The following is a 16,984-nucleotide window of genomic DNA, read 5'->3' on the forward strand; positions in this document are numbered from 1 at the left end:
CCCAAGTTTAACGCCGCGTCCGGCCGTCATATTGCTTGACCGTGTCCCCGCCGAAGATCAGGCGTTGCGGATTGCGGTCGAAGTTGCTGATCGTATCGTTCAGATTGCCCACGGTTCCGCGCATGTCATTGATCAGAGTCTGCACGTCGCGCAAGCCACCGCTCGAGAATTTCTGCAGATTGTCGGCGATCGGCCCGATCCGCGAATTCAGGTTGTCGGCCACCTTCTTGAAGGATTCCAGCGTATTGCGCGCCTCGGCAAACAGTGATTGCGTATTGTCGGTTCCGAGCAGCGCATCGACCTTGATGAGGATGCCGTCGATTCGGGTCGACGCCGAATTCAGCTTGTTGGCAAGCTGAGAGACGTCCTGGATCGTCTGGTCGATGTCCTTCTGGCGCAGCGAAACGGTGTTGGCGACATCACGGATCGAGGCGACGGCCGTACGCGCATCCTTGGTTGCCTGCGCGATGTCGTCGACAGAGCCCTTCACCTTCGCAGGATCGATCTGGGCAACGAGCGTATCGACGCGATCGAGCGTCGCCTGCGCCTGCTTGCCGAAATCGTTGAAGGTGGTGGCCGTCTGGTCGAACTTCTGGATCGCCCCTTTGAGGTCGCCTGAGGCATCGGCGACATTGGCGGTGATCTTCTCGGCATTGGAGACGATGTTGTCGATCTTCTGCGCATCGACCGCCTTGACCAGCGATTCGACGGCCTGAAGCGTCGAATCGACACGGCCGGACACGGCCTTCACCGTATTGGAGAGCTCACCCACACTCTGCAGGAAGGCGTCGATATTGCCGGAATTCTTCGCAAGCGCATCCGAGAACGTCTCGGCATTCTTGAAAGTCTCGGTCAGCGGCCCGCGCGAATCTTCGATGAAACCCTGAAGTTCACCGACCGCGTCGTTGGCCCGATCGAGGATCTTGTCGGCCGTCGCCAGAAGATTGGTGACGCTCGACTGGTCGGCGACGATGACGGCGCGTTTGTTATTGTCGATCGCATGCTGGAGGATGCTTTCCTCGCCCTTGCGGCCGCCCGAGAGTTCGATATAGGCAGCCCCGGTCAAACCCTGGATTTCAAGGGCTGCCTTGGTGGAGGGGTAGATCGGCGCATCGGTACGGACCTGGGTGAAGGCCAGCGAATATTGCGGATCGTCGGCATCGATCGACAGCGTCTGCACCGAGCCGATCTGGATGCCGTTGAAGCGCACCGGCGAACCGACGCTGAGGCCGTTGGCCGAGCCCGGAATACGAACGATCAACTCCGTCATCGGGCCGCCTCGGCCATATTCGGCCATCCAGTAGACGAAGCCGAAGGCCGCCGCGATCACCAGCACCGTGAAAAAACCGACAATCGTGTAATTGGCTTTGGTTTCCATCTTATCCGGTCACTTCCCGCTGCTGCCGTGCCGCGCGCCATCGTCCTGCGGCACGATCGACCGCGCCCGTTTGCCCTTGAAATAGGCCTGCACCCACGGATCGTCATAGGCCAGCATATCGTCGATCGTGCCTTCCACCATTACCCGCTTCTTTCCGAGCACGGCAATACGGTCGCAGACCGAAAACAGGCTGTCGAGGTCGTGCGTGACCATATACACGGTCAGTCCCAGACTATCGCGCAGGTTGGCGATCAGTTCGTCGAATTCAGCCGCGCCGATCGGGTCGAGACCCGAAGTCGGTTCGTCCAGGAAGACGAGCTCCGGATCGAGCGCCAGCGCGCGGGCAAGGGCGGCACGCTTGATCATGCCGCCTGACAGTTCGGACGGGTATTTGTCGGCGGCGTCGGCCGCAAGCCCGACCATGCGGATCTTCAGATGCGCCAGTTCGTCCATCAGCGAGCGCGGCAGGTCGAGATATTCGCGCATCGGCACCTGGATGTTCTCCTTGACCGTCAGCGACGAGAACAGTGCTCCCTGCTGGAACAGCACGCCGAGCCGCATGTCGAGCGCGTTGCGCTGCGGCTCGTCGAGCTCGTCGAAATCCTGGCCGAGGATCTTGATCGTGCCGGAGCGGCGCGGCAGCAGCCTGAGCACGGTGCGCATCAACACCGATTTGCCGGTGCCAGACGCGCCGACGAAACCGAGGATCTCGCCGCGGTAGATATTGAGGTTCAGATTGTCGAGCACGACCTTGGAGCCGAAGCCGACGGTGACGTCGCGCGCCGACAGCACGATGTCCCTTTCGTCCTTGTCTTCCGTATCGATCGGTTTCTCGTCCACGCGGTCCGCCATGCTAAAAGTCGATCGCTGCATAGAACATCGCAAAAAGCCCGTCCATCAGGATGACGACGAAAATCGCCTTGACCACCGCGGCCGTCACGTGCTGGCCGAGCGACTCCGCGCTGCCGCCGACCTTCAGCCCCTCGACAGCGGCAACGATGCCGATGACCAGCGCCATGAACGGCGCCTTGATCATGCCTGAGAGCACCGTCGACAGTGTCACCGCCTCGTGCAGGCGCGACAGGAAATTGGCGAAGGTGATGCCGGAATAGCCCCAGGCGACAGCGGCAGCCCCGCCCAGCGAAGCGAAATTCGCCAGCACCGTCAAAAGCGGCAGCGCAATCGTCAACGCCACCAGCCGCGGGAAGATCAGCACGCCGATCGGGTTCAGCCCCATCACCTTCAGCGCGTCGATCTCCTCGCGCATCTTCATCGAACCGATTTCGGCGGTGATGGCACTGCCCGAACGGCCGGCGATCATGATCGAGGTCAGAAGCACGCCGATTTCGCGCAATTGCAGGATGCCGACGAGATCGACGACGAAAACCTCAGCGCCGAAATAGCGCAGCTGAAAGGCGCCCTGCTGGGCGATGATCGCCCCGATCAGAAACGACATCAACAGAATGATCGGAACGGCGCGAACGCCCATATGGTCGATCTGGTTGACGATGGAAGCCGGCGAAACGCCACTGCCGCGGCCGAACTTCATCTGCGCGCCGCGCACCGCCGAGCCGAGGATATACATGGCGGCAGCGAAATTGTCCCAGACCTCATAGGTCATTTTGCCGATCGGCGCGAGGATGCGCGCGGCAAGCGAGACTTTCTCCGTCTGCTCCGGCTCGGGCTTGGCCGGCTCCTCGGAAAACATCTCGAGCATTTCGTCGATATGCGGGTTGGTGCCTTCGAAGCGAACCGCCCGCCCGCCCGCCTCTTCCTGTTTCTTCAGCCGGCACAGCAGCCAGATGCCGGCTGTGTCGATCTCCGATATGTCCGAGAGGTCTACCGTCAGGTCGCCGGTCTTCTTCTGCAGGAGCTTTTCGAAATCGCGCAGCACCAGATGGATGTAGGCGCTGCGCCAATTTCCCTGAAGACGCACACGCTGTCCCGAGCCATCAGCCTGGTCGTTCACATCAAGTGAGGCGGCGTTGCGATTCTCGGCGTTCAAGATACTTGTGTCTTTCAAGGCTTACAGCGACATTGCCGAATCGCGAAGCAGATCGTTCGTCGCCCGGCGCGTCAATATACAGAAGCACCGTGCAATTTCCATGCTCGCAGGAGAGCAATAATGCCGCGTACCCTCGATATCCAGATGAATTCCTTTCCGATTGCCGGGACCTTCACCATCTCGCGCGGGGCAAAGACCGAAGCCGAGGTCATCACCTGCACGCTTGTCGAAGAGGGTGCGCAGGGGCTTGGCGAATGCGTGCCTTATCGCCGTTATGGCGAGACCATGCAGAGCGTTTTCGCCCAGATCGAAGCGGCGCGACCGTTGATCGAGGCCGGCATTTCGCGCCGCGACCTGCTGTCGGCCATGCCGCCGGGTGCGGCCCGCAACGCCGTCGATTGCGCCCTCTGGGATCTTGAGGCGAAGCGGACGGGAGACAGCGTCGCCGCCCGCCTCGGCCTTTCCGCTCCGCAGCCGCTCACCACCGCCATCACCATCTCGCTCGGTGAGCCGGAGGTGATGGCCGCCCGGGCGCGCGAGCATGCCGGCCGTGCCCTGCTGAAGGTCAAGGTCGGCACTGGCGACGATGAAAGCCGCATCCGCGCCGTCCGCGCCGCCGCGCCCGATGCCGAAATCATCCTCGACGCCAATGAAGGCTGGCCCGAAGCGGTGTTGGAGCGTCATCTCCATATCGCCGCAGAAGCAGGCATCGCCCTCGTCGAGCAGCCGCTGCCGGCCGGCCGCGATGGGCTGCTCGCCGAAATCCGCCGCCCGCTCCTCGTCTGCGCCGATGAGAGCGTCCACCACACCGGCGATCTCGCAAGCCTTGCCGACCGCTACGACGCGATCAACATCAAGCTCGACAAGACGGGCGGCCTGACGGAGGCGCTGTCGATGAAGGCCGAGGCCGAACGGCTTGGATTCAGCATCATGATCGGCTGCATGGTCGGCACCTCGCTTGCCATGGCGCCCGCAGTATTACTCGCCCAGAACGCCGATTTCGTCGATCTCGACGGCCCGCTGCTGCTTGCCCGCGACCGCGAACCCGGCCTGCGCTACGCCGCTTCCCTGGTCTTTCCGCCCGAGACCGCGCTCTGGGGCTGAAGGTAATAGGCTGAGATGACGAGGCCGAGGCCGGTGAATGCCACCACGGCCATGACGTAATAGCTGACGACGCCGAGCGAGGCATAGAGATAACCCGACGCCAGGGTCATCAGCGCCATCGCCATGCCGACATAGAAGAAATAGGCGCCCTGCGCCGAGGATTCCTGCGTCTCCTGCACCGTCGCCACGATCCGCCGCTGCACGCCGGTATGCACGAAGGCGTAGGTGAAGCCGTGGAAACATTGCAACAGGAAGAAACCGGCAAATCCCGTATTCATCGGAAACAGGATCCAGCGGCAGACGCTGATGGCGCAGCCGAAGCGGATCAGCGTCCAGGCGTCGAAGCGACGGCTGAGGCGCTTCGACAGGAAGAACACCGTCACTTCCGAAGCGACGCCGGCGCTCCAGAGCAGGCCGACCTCGGTACCGGAAAAACCGAGGTGATGCCAGTAGATCGAGGAGAAGGCGTTGAGCACCGCATGGCTCGATTGCTGGATGGCGACGCCGATCAAGAGCAGCAGCAAGTGCGGCTCACGCAGGCCGCTGCCGGTGGCGGCCGGAAGATCGATCGGCTGGCCTCGCCGCCGCGTCGGCCCGATGCGCGGGCAGAAGATCGCCATGACCACGGTCATGATAAAGCCGAACATCATGATCGGCAGCACCATCCCCCCGCCCCACTGGTTGATGAGTTCGCCGCCAACCAGCGTCGAAACGATGAAAGCAATCGAGCCCCAGACCCGCATCGATCCGTAATCGAGCCCCCAGCGGCGCACGCCCGATATGACGATCGATTCGACGACCGGCACATAGGGCGCGAAGGTGGCGCCTTGCAGCGTAAAGACGATGAAGACAGGCCAGAAAGTCGTCGTCCAGTAAAGTGCTACCGCCGTCAGCAGCGACAGGCCACCTGACCAGAGCAGCACATCGGCTCGCTCCTTCATCCGGTCGGCGATCATGGCGACAACAGGCGCCACCAGCACGCGCACCACCATAGGAACGGCCAGGATGACACCGATTTCGTGGTCGCTGAAGCTGTGGCCCGCAAGCCAGACGGGGAAGAACGGCAGGACGATGCCGTTGACGAGCAGCGGCGCGCAATAGGAAAGCGCGCTGAGCAGCCGGAAGCGCGGCGGCGCTCCCTCACCCGTCGGGGAATTTTGAGCGGGAATCATGGGTGGACCTGAAGGAAACTCGTCGTTGTCCTAACACACCACCTTGGAGGCGACTATTGCGAGAAATAGCCGTTCTGAAACGTTTTAGAAAATAAATAGGGCCTGTCGCCTGACGGTAACGGCCAAATTGCTACTGCAAAAATCTCAAGGTGCTACGGCGTCCGTTGCGCATCTGAGCAGACGCGTGGCATTTAAAGCCTGGGCGGAAAAATCAGGCGGCCTGCGGGGCCAGTTCACCCTCGTCATGCATTTCGATGGCGGCAAGCGCCGGCACACTGCTGGCGAGCGCCCGCCAGGTGATCAGTTCGAACGTGCCGTCCTCGTGCTCGGCGACTGCCGTGCAGCTTTCCACCCAATCGCCGGTGTTGATGTAGCGGATGCCGTCCATATCCTGGATGATGGCATGATGGATATGTCCGCAGATCACGCCATCGGCGCCATGCTTGCGGGCTTCCTCGGCCACGACGCGCTCGAATTCGCCGATGAAGTTGACGGCATGCTTGACCTGGAGCTTCGCCCAGGCCGAGAACGACCAGTAGGGCATGCCGAGCCGGCGGCGCACTGCCGCAAGGATGATATTGATGCGGATCGCAGTGTCATAGGCCCAGTCGCCGAGATAGGCGAGCAGTCGCGCATTGCGGACGACAACGTCGAACTCGTCACCATGCAGGATCAGGTATTTCTTGCCGTCGGCGCCGTCATGCATCATGCGCTCGACGACCTCGATGCCGCCGAAATGCATGCCCGGGAAGGCGCGCAGGAATTCGTCGTGATTGCCGGGAATATAGACGACGCGCGTGCCCTTGCGCGCCTTGCGCAACAGCTTCTGGACGACGTCGTTGCAGACCTGCGGCCAGTACCAGCTGCGCTTCAGGCGCCAGCCGTCGACGATGTCGCCGACGAGCACGATCGTATCGGCCTCGTGGTGACGCAGGAAATCCAAGAGGAAGTCGGCCTTCGCGGCCTTCGAGCCGAGATGGACATCGGAAATGAAGAGCGTGCGGAAATGTCTGGGTTCCATCATGTCTTTCACGAGCTACCGCTCATGTCCCATCTTTCATCTAGCCTTCCAAAACCAGACTCGTGTTTCAGGAAGATGACAAGGTGTGGAAAAGCCCTGCAAACCCGATCATCCCGCGCTGGCAGAATGCCTGTCGCCGCGCGGCCGCATGGCCGTCGCTGCCAGGACTGCCGGCCATGTTGCCCTGCGCATTCAGGACGTTCATGATGGCGGCGATTCATATCCGACAATGCGGGATGGCTGATGCGTCTTTTTCTCGTTCGCCATGGCGAATCCCTCGGCAATATCAACGAACAGGCCTACCGCCAATTCGGCGATCACAATGTGCCGCTGACGCGGTGGGGCCATCGGCAGGCTCTCGAAGCAGGCAGCGTGATCGCCTCCTATCTCAAGGCATTGCCGAGCGCGGGTTTCGGCAAGCTGCATATCTGGTACTCGCCCTTTCTCAGGACCCGGCAGAGCAAGGATGCGCTGCTCGAAGCCCTGCCGGAAAGCTTCGTCGGCGATATCAGGGAGGATTATCTGCTGCGCGAGCAGGATTTCGGTCTCTTCACCGAAATCTACGAACACGCCGAACAGAAGCAGAAGTTTCCCGAGGAGTTCGAAAAATGGGCAAGGCTGCGCAGCAACAGCGGCAAGTTCTACGCACGGCCGCCGGATGGCGAAAGCCGGGCGGATGTGGCGCAGCGGGTGCGCCTATTCCTCCAGACCGTCATGCACGACGCCGAAAATAGCGACCACAACCTCGTGATCGTCGGTCATGGCGTCACCAATCGGGCGGTCGAAATGAACTTCCTGCACCGCCCTGTCGAGTGGTTCGAGCGCTCCGACAATCCTGGAAACGCCGATATCACCCTGATCGAGGGGACGCGCTCGCAAGGATACGAGTCAATCCTGCTGCACCAGGCTGCCGACCGGCAGCCGGGACAGGAAGGCGAACTGCGCGATGCCTATGGCGCCGACGTGACGATCACGCCGAAGCCGACTGCATAATTCCTGAAATCGGGCCGGCGCAAAGGTGCGGCGGGTTGCGCAAGGCAACCCGCCAACTCTTCACCTCAGGTCGGCGACGTGACGGTTGCCGGCTCCTGCCCGGCCTGGGCCGCCTCATGCACAGTCTCCGGCCGCTTCGTCCTTAAGAGACGCAGCACAAAGACGAAGAAGACGGGAACGAAGAAGATCGCCAGCACCGTCGCCGAGATCATGCCGCCGAGCACGCCCGTGCCGATGGCATTCTGGCTCGCCGCACTTGGGCCGGTGGCGATCGCCAGAGGCACCACGCCCAAAGTGAAGGCGAGCGAGGTCATGATGATCGGCCGGAAGCGCAGACGAGCGCCTTCGATCGCGGCATCCATCAGCGATTTGCCCTCGGCAAAGCCGTCCTTGGCGAATTCGACGATCAGGATGGCGTTCTTCGCCGACAGTCCGATGATCGCGATCAGGCCGACCTTGAAGTAGATGTCGTTGGACATGTCGCGGCTCATCACCGCGAGCACGCAGCCGATGACGCCGAGCGGCACGACCAGCATCACCGACAACGGGATGGACCAGCTCTCGTAAAGCCCCGACAGCAGCAGGAAGACGAAAAGGATGCTGAGGCCGAACAGGAACGGCGCCTGCGATCCCGATCTCAACTCCTCCAGCGACTGGCCGGTCCATTCGAAGCCGAAGCCATCGGGAAGTTCCGAGGCCAACCGCTCCATTTCGGCAATTGCCGCGCCCGATGAATTTCCAGGCGCCGGAGCACCCGAAATGCGCACGGAAGGGTAGCCGTTATAACCGACGATCTGCGCCGGTCCCTTCTGCCATTCGGCGACGGCGAAGGACGACAGCGGCACCATGCCGCCGCTCGCATTGCGGACATTGAGCTTCATCAGGTCTTCCGCCTGAAGCCTGCTCTTGTCCTGCGCCTGCACGATGACGCGCTGCATGCGGCCCGAATTCGGGAAGTCGTTGACATAGCTCGAACCGAGATTGGCGGTGATCGTGCTGTTGATGTCGGCGAAGGCGACGCCGAAGGTATTTGCCTTTTCGCGGTCGATGACGAGCACGAGTTGGGCCGAGTCCGGCATGCCTTCCGGTCGGATGCCTGATATGATGGGGTTCTGCGATGCCTTGCCGATCAGCATTCCCGCCGCCTCGGTCAGTGCCGCCTGGCCTTTCGCCCCGCGATCCTGAAGGCGGAAGGTGAAGCCGTTGGTCGTGCCGAACCCTTCGATCGGCGGCGGTGACAAAGCGAAGGATGTGGCGTCCTTCAGCCCAAATAGCTGCATGTTGGCGCGGTTGGAGATCTCCTGTACCGAATTGCCGGCGCCGCGTTCGGCCCAGTCCTTGAGCGTGACGAACACCAGGGCGGCGTTCGGCCCCTGCCCCGAGAAGCTGAAGCCCTGGATCGCAACGACGTTGGCAACGGCCGGTTCCTTCTTGAAGATCGCTTCGATGCTTTCAAGCGAGGCCACCGTGCGGTTGCGGCTCGCCTCCGGCGGTCCCTGCACGTCGACGATCAGGAAGCCCTGATCCTCATCCGGCACGAAGCTGCTCGGCAGGTTGACGAAAAGATAGCCAAGGCCGATGAGCAGCGCGACATAGACGGCCATGACCCGCCAGGAGCGCTTGGCCAGTCCCTCGACGGTGCGGGCATAACCCCCTGTCAGTCGATCGAAGTTGCGGTTGAACCAGCCGGCGATGCCTTTCTTCTCGTGATGACCCTTGATCGGCTTCAGGAAGGTGGCGCAAAGCGCCGGGGTCAGCGACAGCGCCAGGAAGGCCGAAAACAGGATGGATACGACCATGGTCAGACTGAACTGACGGTAAATGATGCCTGTCGAGCCTGGGAAGAACGCCATTGGCACGAAGACGCAGGAGAGAACCAGCGTAATCCCGAGGATCGCGCCGGTGATCTGCCGCATCGCCTTCTTGGTCGCTTCCTTCGGTGACAGCCCTTCCACCGCCATCAGCCGTTCGACGTTTTCCACCACCACGATGGCGTCGTCGACGAGAATGCCGATGGCAAGCACCATCGCGAACATCGTCAGCACGTTGATCGAGAAGCCTGCGGCAAACATGACGGCAAGCGTCCCGAGCAGCGCGACGGGCACGACGAGCGTTGGAATGATCGTATAGCGGAAGCTCTGCAGGAAGATGAGCATGACGACGAAGACGAGCGCGACGGCTTCTGCAAGCGTATGCGCCACCTTCTCGATCGATGCCGAGACGAACGGGCTGGTATCATAGGGAACGGAATATTCGACGCCGTCAGGGAAGAAACGTGACAGCTCCTCCATCTTCGCCTTGACTAGGTTGGAGGTGTTGACGGCATTGCCCGTCGACGACAGCTGGATGGCAATGGCGGCACTTGGCTGCCCGTTCAAGCGGGTGGAGAAGCTGTAGCTCTCGCTGCCCTCTTCGATGCGCGCAACGTCGCGCAGCCTAACGTTCGATCCGTCGGCATTGGCGCGCAGCACGATGTCTCCGAACTCCTTGCTGTCGGTCAGTTGCCCCTTCACCAGCACCGTCGCCGTCAGGTCCTGCGAGATCGGATTGGGTGCTGCGCCGATCTGGCCAGCCGCGACCTGGGCGTTCTGCGCCGAGATCGCCGCGCTGATGTCGGATGCTGTCAGGTTCAGGCCGACCATCTTGTCGGGATCGATCCAGATGCGCATCGCCCGCTGCGAGGCAAACAGCTGGGCGCGGCCGACACCCTCGAGACGGCGCAGCTCGCCGATGACGTTTCGGTTGAGATAGTCGCCGAGCGCCACCTCGTCGGTCTTCCCATCCGTCGAGGTCAGCGAGATGAACATCAGGAAGCCGGACGATGCCTCCTCGACCGTGATGCCCTGATCCTTGACGGATTGCGGCAGCCGCGGTTCGACGCGGCGGATGGCGTTCTGAACGTCGACCGAGGCCTGGTCGATATCGGTGCCGGCCGCAAAGGTCGCGGTGATCGTCATCGCGCCCGATGTATCGGAGGTCGACTCGAAATAGGAAAGGTGCTCGACGCCGTTCAGCTCTTCTTCGATCTGGCGAGTAACGCCCTGATAAATGTCCTGCGGAGATGCGCCGGGATAGCTGGTGGTGATGCTGAGCTGCGGCGGCGCGACCTTCGGATATTGCGCGACCGGCAGGAATGGCAGCGCGATCAGGCCGGCGAGGGAGATGAAGATCGCAAAGACCCAGGCTAGGATCGGGCGATCGATAAAGAAACGCGCCATCGATCTTACTCCGGCTTCTTGGCGTCACCGGACGCAAGCTGACCATCCCGCCACTCTTCCGGCGCGACCTTTGCGTCAGGCTGCAGTTTCTGGCTGCCGTCGACAACGAGACGCTCACCTGATGACAGGCCGCTTTCGACCACCCATTCATTGCCGAAGGATTGACCGAGCTCCACGTCACGCGGCTGTGCTACGTCTCCCTCCTGCACGACATAGACCTGCGCCTTGCCGTCGGCCGTGCGGATGACGGCGCGCTGCGGGATGAGGATTGCCTTCTCACGGACGGCCTGTTCGATGCGGACCCTGATGTAAAGCCCCGGCAGCAGGTCGCCCTTCGGATTGGGGAACTCACCGCGGAGGGTGACCTGGCCCGTCGTCGCATCGACGCTGGCGCTGCTGAAGAGCAGCTTACCGGCTTCACCATAGACCGTGCCGTCGTCGAAGACGAGCTTGATGTCGGCCTTGCCTGGTTCGGTCGATGTGAGGCTGCCGTTCTCGACCGCCCGCTTCAGCGCCAGCAGGTCTCCGGAGGATTGTGTGAAGTCGGCATAGACGGGGTCGATCTGCTGGATCATCGCCAGCGCATCGCCGGCGTCGGCTGTCACCAGCGCGCCTTCCGTCACCAGCGCGCCGCCGATGATACCTGATATCGGTGCGCGGACTTCGGTATAGCCGAGATTGATCTTCGCTTCGTCGAGTGCGGCCTGAGCCAGCGCAACATCGGCATCGGCCTGGGCAAGGGCGACGGCTGCCGCATCATATTCGATACCGCTCGCAACATCGCGGTCGCGCAACGACTTCTGCCGCTCCAACTGCTGGCGGGCATTCATCTGCGTCGCCCTGGCGCGATCGAGGCTTGCCTCCGCACTTGCCACGCGGACCCGGAACAGCGCCGGATCGATCCGGTAGAGCACATCGCCTTGCTGAACGAGGCTGCCCTGCTCGAAGATCCGTTCCTGCAGGATGCCGGAAACTCTGGCCCGCACTTCGGAAACGCGCGTCGCGGCAATGCGGCCCGGCAGCTCGCTGATAACGGGAACCGGATGCGCGTTGAGCGTCAGGACGCTGACGGCTGCTGGCGGCATCGCGCCGCCTTCCTGCGCGTAACCCGGCAGGCCGGCACCGAATATCAGCGCCAGGACAAGCGTATAACGCAATGATTTCGTTCGAAAAAGCATGTTCATTAGCCTTCCTGCTGGTCCCGCTGGGGTCCAAAAAAGCGCAGCCCGCCGAAATGACGTTCGGCGGGCCTCCTCAGCCGACAGATAGTCGATCTTTTTTTGGATTGCAAGATACCTACCGGTAGGTATGATAGCACTATCATGATCGGAACTCCCATGGCCCAGCGATCCCGGGAGTGATACTGATCTTTCTCGGGCCGCCTCGGCGCGAAGCTTCTCGAACACAGGTCATGCATTGGTAGATAGCCCCCGCAACAGAAAGAAACAGCCGGACGTCGTGCGGCAGGCTCTTCTCGATTGCGCCACCAAGCTGGCGCTGGAACATGGTCTCGCTGCCGTCAGCCTACAGGCGGTTGCCAGCGCAGCCGGCGTGACCAAGGGAGGTCTGTTTCATCACTTCCCCAATAAGCAGGCTCTTATAGAGGCCGTGTTCGACGGCATGATGGAAAACCTCGACCGTGAGATCGATGGAGAACTGGAAAAGGATAAGGGTGGCCACGGCACATTCACCCGCGCCTATGTCCGCACATTGTTTTCCGACCGCGCCCTCAACAACAGCCCGTGGTCGGCGCAGACGATGACCGTGCTTGCCGACCCCTACTCCAAGTCTCTCTGGCATAAATGGATGAATGACCGGCTCATCCAACACGCCGAAACCGATGGCGGAATGCGACTCGAGATCGTTCGCCTGGCGGCGGACGGTGCATGGCTTGCCCATGTTCTGCGGCCTGACGGCCATGCCGCGTCCGACGACGCGGTTCTGCTGCGCGAATTGATCGAACTCACCGAGGGGTGACAAGTGATTGGCGCCTCATCCCGCGCTCGGCTATATCACCCGAGCGCGGGATCGTCGGGGCTAGGCAGCTCGCACTGCCGCCATCGGTTTAACATTCTGGTTCATCCGGAACAGATTGTTCGGATCGTAGCGCCGCTTGATTTCCGCAAGGCGGCCGTAATTGGCGCCATAGGCGGTCTCGACGCGATCGCCTTCGTCTTCGGGCATGAAGTTGATGTAGGCCGTGCCGACCGAATGCGGCTTGGTTGCCTCGAACAGATCCCGCGCCCAGTCTATGCAACTTCCGTCCATCCCCATTTCCCGCCAGCGCGCATGCACATTCATGACGAAATGCGAGCTGCGTTGCGGAAATGCGGTGGCCTCGGTGGGCACACGGCCAGCCGCACCACCGACATGGCCGATGAAGATCTCGCATTCCGGGCCGGGCAGCTTGCGCACGGCATTGAGCAGAACCTCGATCGCCGCATCAGAGAGAGAGGCGAAATCCTGGCTCTTCCAGTAATTGCGCGCACCGGGCGTGAGCAGCGGGTCAAATGCCTGTTGCCAGCCGGTGAACGGCACCGGGCCAACGACGTCGGCAATCGGATTTCCGATCGCGCGCAATCGAGACGTTGCCTTTTCGCCCGCCGCGATGTCTCCGCAATAACACATGGCGAGCACGACGATTTCCTTGCCGTGCCATTCCGCGGGTAGGAACGGCAGCGGAGGCGCTTGCCGCATCACCACCCAGCAGGTCAGTTCGTCTGGGGCCGCTTCCAGCGCCTGTCGGTACTCCTTGAGCACCATTTCCGCATCGGCGAAGGGGTGCACGACGAGCCCAGCGAGCACCTCTGTGTTGAGAGGGTTGAGCTTGAACTCAAACGAGGTCACGACGCCGAAATTGCCGCCGCCGCCGCGCAGCGCCCAGAAGAGGTCCGGCATTTCCTTTTCGCTCGCCTTGACCAGCTCGCCGTCGGCCGTCACCACGTCGACCGAAAGCAGATTATCCAGCGTCAGCCCGAATTTGCGGGTCAGCCAGCCGAAGCCGCCGCCGAGCGTCAGGCCGGCAATGCCGGTGGTGGAATTGATGCCGGTCGGCAGCACCAGCCCGAAGGCCAGCGTTTCCAGGTCGACATCGGCAAGCGTGGCTCCCGGCTCGATCCTGGCACGCCGCGTTTGCGGATCGACCCGCACCGATTTCATCGCCGACAGGTCGATGACGACGCCGCCCTCGCAGACGGCATTGCCGGCGATGCCGTGCCCACCGCCGCGCACCGAAAGGAGCAGATTATTGTCGCGTGCAAACCGCACCGCCCGCACGACATCGGCGGCACCCGCGCAACGCGCGATGAGCCCGGGGCTGCGGTCGATCATCGCATTCCAGATCGTCCGCGCCTCGTTGTAATCCATGTCTTTACTGGTCAGGAGACTGCCGCGAAATCCGGCGGCAAAAGCATCGATGGCCACGTCATTGACCATCGTCTGCCCCTTTTGCAGGGTCGTGAGGTTCAAATTGTCCATGATTTCCTCCATGCGACCGGCGCCCCGCACCGTCGCGGCCGGCATCCTGCTCCTGTTGAGGTCGTCAAACAAGTTTCCCCAAAAGGATTAGCTGCGGCGGCTGCTTGAAGGCCGAATGGTCACAGCGTGGATACACCCCTCTGCCCACCTCACGAAAACTTCTCCCATCCCTCATTTCCATACTGTCGCGCGTATCCGATTGATGTATGGAGGGAGCTCAAAAGACGTGCACGGAGGCGGCGATGGATCACTCGGAAAAATCGAAGACGGAGAAGAACCTGACGAGCGGCGATCTCGACGAACAGGCGCTTTTCTTCCACCGCTATCCCCGCCCCGGTAAGCTGGAGATCCAGGCGACAAAGCCGCTCGGCAACCAGCGCGACCTGGCGCTCGCCTATTCGCCCGGTGTTGCCGCCCCTTGCCTTGCCATCCGCGACAATCCCGAAATGGCGGCCGAATATACCTCGCGCGCCAATCTGGTCGCCGTCATCTCGAACGGCACTGCCGTGCTCGGCCTCGGCAATATCGGCCCTCTCGCCTCCAAACCGGTCATGGAGGGCAAGGCGGTGCTCTTCAAGAAATTCGCCGGCATCGACGTCTTCGATATCGAGATCGATGCCGCAGCCGTCGACCAGATGGTCTCGACCATCGCCTCGCTGGAGCCGACCTTCGGCGGCATCAACCTTGAAGACATTAAGGCGCCGGAATGTTTCGAGGTCGAGCGCCGCCTGCGCGAAAAGATGAAGATCCCCGTCTTCCACGACGATCAGCACGGCACGGCAATCATCGTCGCCGCCGCGATCCTGAACGGGCTGGAACTAGCCGGCAAGAACATCGCCGACATTAAGATCGTCGCCTCCGGCGCGGGTGCTGCCGCTCTTGCCTGCCTCAACCTGCTTGTCATTCTCGGGGCAAAACGCGAAAACATCTGGGTCCACGATCTCGAAGGCCTCGTCTATGAGGGCCGGGTCGAGCTGATGGACGAATGGAAATCCATCTACGCCCAGAAGAGCGATACGCGCACGCTCGCCGAAAATATCGGCGGCGCCGACGTCTTCCTCGGCCTTTCGGCCGCCGGCGTGCTGAAACCCGAGCTGCTGGCGCAGATGGCCGACAAGCCGCTGATCATGGCGCTTGCCAATCCAACGCCGGAGATCATGCCGGATCTCGCCCGGGCTGCCCGCCCCGACGCAATGATCTGCACCGGTCGCTCGGATTTCGCCAACCAGGTCAACAACGTCCTCTGCTTTCCCTATATCTTCCGCGGCGCGCTCGATTGCGGCGCCGAGACGATCAACGAGGAAATGAAGATGGCGGCCGTGCGCGCCATTGCAGCCCTTGCCCGCGAAGAGCCGTCCGACGTCGCCGCCCGCGCCTATTCCGGCGAGACCCCGGTCTTCGGCCCCGATTACCTGATCCCCTCGCCCTTCGATCCGCGCCTGATCCTGCGCATCGCACCTGCCGTCGCCAAAGCCGCCGAACAGAGCGGCGTGGCACGCCGCCCGATCCAGGATTTCGACGCCTATCTCGACCAGCTGAACCGCTTCGTCTTCCGCTCCGGCTTCGTCATGAAGCCGATCTTCACTGCGGCCAAGGCCGCCGAGCGCAAGCGCGTCATCTTTTCCGAAGGCGAGGACGAACGTGTGCTTCGCGCCGCCCAGGTGCTGCTCGAAGAAGGCCTTGCCGAACCGATCCTGATCGGCCGCCCGCAAGTCATCGAGACGCGGCTGAAGCGCTACGGCCTGCGCATCCGCCCGCTGCAGGATTTCGAAGTCATCAATCCGGAAGACGATCCGCGCTTCCGCGAATATGTCGATCTCTATTTCTCCCTCGTCGGCCGCCGCGGCGTCATCCCGGAAGCGGCCCGCACGATCGTGCGCACAAACACGACAGTCATCGGCGCGCTGGCGCTGAGGCGCGGCGAGGCCGATGCGCTGATCTGCGGCCTGGAAGGCCGTTACGAGAAGCATCTTCGCGACGTCCGCCAGATTATCGGCAAGCGCAAGAATGTCCGCGATTTCTCCGCACTCAGCCTGATGATTTCGCAGCGCGGCGCCACCTTCTTCACCGACACCTACGTCACCTTCAATCCGACCGCCGAGGAGGTCGCCGAGGCGACGGTGCTGGCGGCCGAGGAAATCCGCCGTTTCGGCCTCACGCCGCGCGCCGCCCTGGTCTCGCATTCCAATTTCGGCTCGCGTGAGTCCGAAAGCGCCACGAAGATGCGCAACGCCCTGCAGCTCGTGCGCGAAGCCGCGCCCGACCTTGAGGTCGACGGCGAGATGCACGGCGAAAGCGCCATCACCGAAGCACTGCGCAAGCGCGTCATGCCGGACACGACGCTGCACGACGAGGCGAACCTTTTGGTCTTCCCGAACCTCGACGCCGCCAACATCACCCTCGGCGTGGTGAAGTCGATGACCGACGGCCTGCATGTCGGCCCGATCCTGCTCGGCACCGCCCTGCCCGCCCATATCCTCGCCCCCTCTGTCACCTCCCGCGGCGTCGTCAATATGGCGGCACTCGCCGTCGTCGAGGCATCGCAACCGGCTTGAGCTGGTTGCCCGCAACACAGCGTAAAGACCCTGAAGTCGTCCCGACACATGTCCTGATGCC

At 62.2% G+C, this 16,984-nt stretch carries 13 protein-coding genes; 4 read left to right on the plus strand and 9 right to left on the minus strand.

The features are described 5' to 3' along the window. Nucleotides 1-7: 7 nt before the first annotated feature. Genes BS630_RS16835 through BS630_RS16845 form a run of 3 tightly spaced genes read right to left on the minus strand, consistent with a single transcriptional unit; the run spans nucleotide 8 to nucleotide 3,401 of the window. The gene (locus BS630_RS16835; protein WP_077978306.1) at nucleotides 8-1,378 is read right to left on the minus strand and encodes an MlaD family protein; all 1,371 of its coding nucleotides are present in this window, start codon (nucleotides 1,376-1,378) and stop codon (nucleotides 8-10) included. Nucleotides 1,379-1,387: 9 nt separating this feature from the next. Continuing rightward, entirely contained in the window at nucleotides 1,388-2,230 is an 843-nt protein-coding gene (locus tag BS630_RS16840) for an ABC transporter ATP-binding protein (protein WP_020050174.1), read from the minus strand. A gap of 1 nt (nucleotide 2,231) precedes the next feature. Then, complete coding sequence (locus tag BS630_RS16845) at nucleotides 2,232-3,401, minus strand: ABC transporter permease (RefSeq protein WP_170268547.1); 1,170 nt, start codon at nucleotides 3,399-3,401, stop codon at nucleotides 2,232-2,234. Between the two features lie 102 nt (nucleotides 3,402-3,503). Between BS630_RS16845 and dgcA the strand changes: the two genes are divergently transcribed. Then, entirely contained in the window at nucleotides 3,504-4,487 is a 984-nt protein-coding gene (dgcA, locus tag BS630_RS16850; protein ID WP_077978308.1) for an N-acetyl-D-Glu racemase DgcA, read from the plus strand. Here the strand turns inward: dgcA and BS630_RS16855 are convergent. From BS630_RS16855 to BS630_RS37045, 3 genes are all read right to left on the minus strand, one after another. Next, on the minus strand, nucleotides 4,439-5,659 hold the full coding sequence (locus BS630_RS16855) for an MFS transporter (RefSeq protein ID WP_077978309.1): 1,221 nt from the start codon (nucleotides 5,657-5,659) through the stop codon (nucleotides 4,439-4,441). The two genes, dgcA and BS630_RS16855, sit on opposite strands and share 49 nt — an antisense overlap. Nucleotides 5,660-5,870: 211 nt before the next feature. Continuing rightward, nucleotides 5,871-6,683, minus strand: coding sequence for a UDP-2,3-diacylglucosamine diphosphatase (locus BS630_RS16860; protein WP_077978310.1), 813 nt, complete (start codon nucleotides 6,681-6,683; stop codon nucleotides 5,871-5,873). Between the two features lie 64 nt (nucleotides 6,684-6,747). After that, nucleotides 6,748-6,885 (minus strand): hypothetical protein, encoded by a 138-nt coding sequence (locus tag BS630_RS37045; RefSeq protein WP_158081414.1) that lies wholly within the window; start codon nucleotides 6,883-6,885, stop codon nucleotides 6,748-6,750. Nucleotides 6,886-6,923: 38 nt separating this feature from the next. On the opposite strand from BS630_RS37045, the gene BS630_RS16870 reads away from it, so the two are divergent. Then, nucleotides 6,924-7,673, plus strand: coding sequence for a histidine phosphatase family protein (locus tag BS630_RS16870; RefSeq protein ID WP_077978311.1), 750 nt, complete (start codon nucleotides 6,924-6,926; stop codon nucleotides 7,671-7,673). A 65-nt stretch (nucleotides 7,674-7,738) separates the two neighbouring features. On the opposite strand, the gene BS630_RS16875 is transcribed toward BS630_RS16870, so the two are convergent. Beyond that, on the minus strand, nucleotides 7,739-10,891 hold the full coding sequence (locus tag BS630_RS16875) for an efflux RND transporter permease subunit (RefSeq protein ID WP_077978312.1): 3,153 nt from the start codon (nucleotides 10,889-10,891) through the stop codon (nucleotides 7,739-7,741). Between the two features lie 5 nt (nucleotides 10,892-10,896). Continuing rightward, entirely contained in the window at nucleotides 10,897-12,075 is a 1,179-nt protein-coding gene (locus BS630_RS16880; RefSeq protein ID WP_170268548.1) for an efflux RND transporter periplasmic adaptor subunit, read from the minus strand. Nucleotides 12,076-12,307: 232 nt separating this feature from the next. Between BS630_RS16880 and BS630_RS16885 the strand changes: the two genes are divergently transcribed. Further along, nucleotides 12,308-12,868, plus strand: coding sequence for a TetR/AcrR family transcriptional regulator (locus BS630_RS16885; protein ID WP_077978313.1), 561 nt, complete (start codon nucleotides 12,308-12,310; stop codon nucleotides 12,866-12,868). Between the two features lie 60 nt (nucleotides 12,869-12,928). Here BS630_RS16885 and BS630_RS16890 read toward each other — a convergent pair whose 3' ends face one another. Beyond that, the gene (locus tag BS630_RS16890) at nucleotides 12,929-14,368 is read right to left on the minus strand and encodes an FAD-binding oxidoreductase (protein ID WP_077979203.1); all 1,440 of its coding nucleotides are present in this window, start codon (nucleotides 14,366-14,368) and stop codon (nucleotides 12,929-12,931) included. Between the two features lie 242 nt (nucleotides 14,369-14,610). Here BS630_RS16890 and BS630_RS16895 point away from each other — a divergent pair, with 242 nt between their 5' ends. Then, nucleotides 14,611-16,923, plus strand: a complete 2,313-nt coding sequence (locus tag BS630_RS16895) for an NADP-dependent malic enzyme (protein ID WP_077978314.1) — start codon at nucleotides 14,611-14,613, stop codon at nucleotides 16,921-16,923. Nucleotides 16,924-16,984: the final 61 nt, after the last annotated feature.

Source organism: Rhizobium laguerreae (assembly GCF_002008165.1).
GTDB lineage: Bacteria > Pseudomonadota > Alphaproteobacteria > Rhizobiales > Rhizobiaceae > Rhizobium > Rhizobium laguerreae.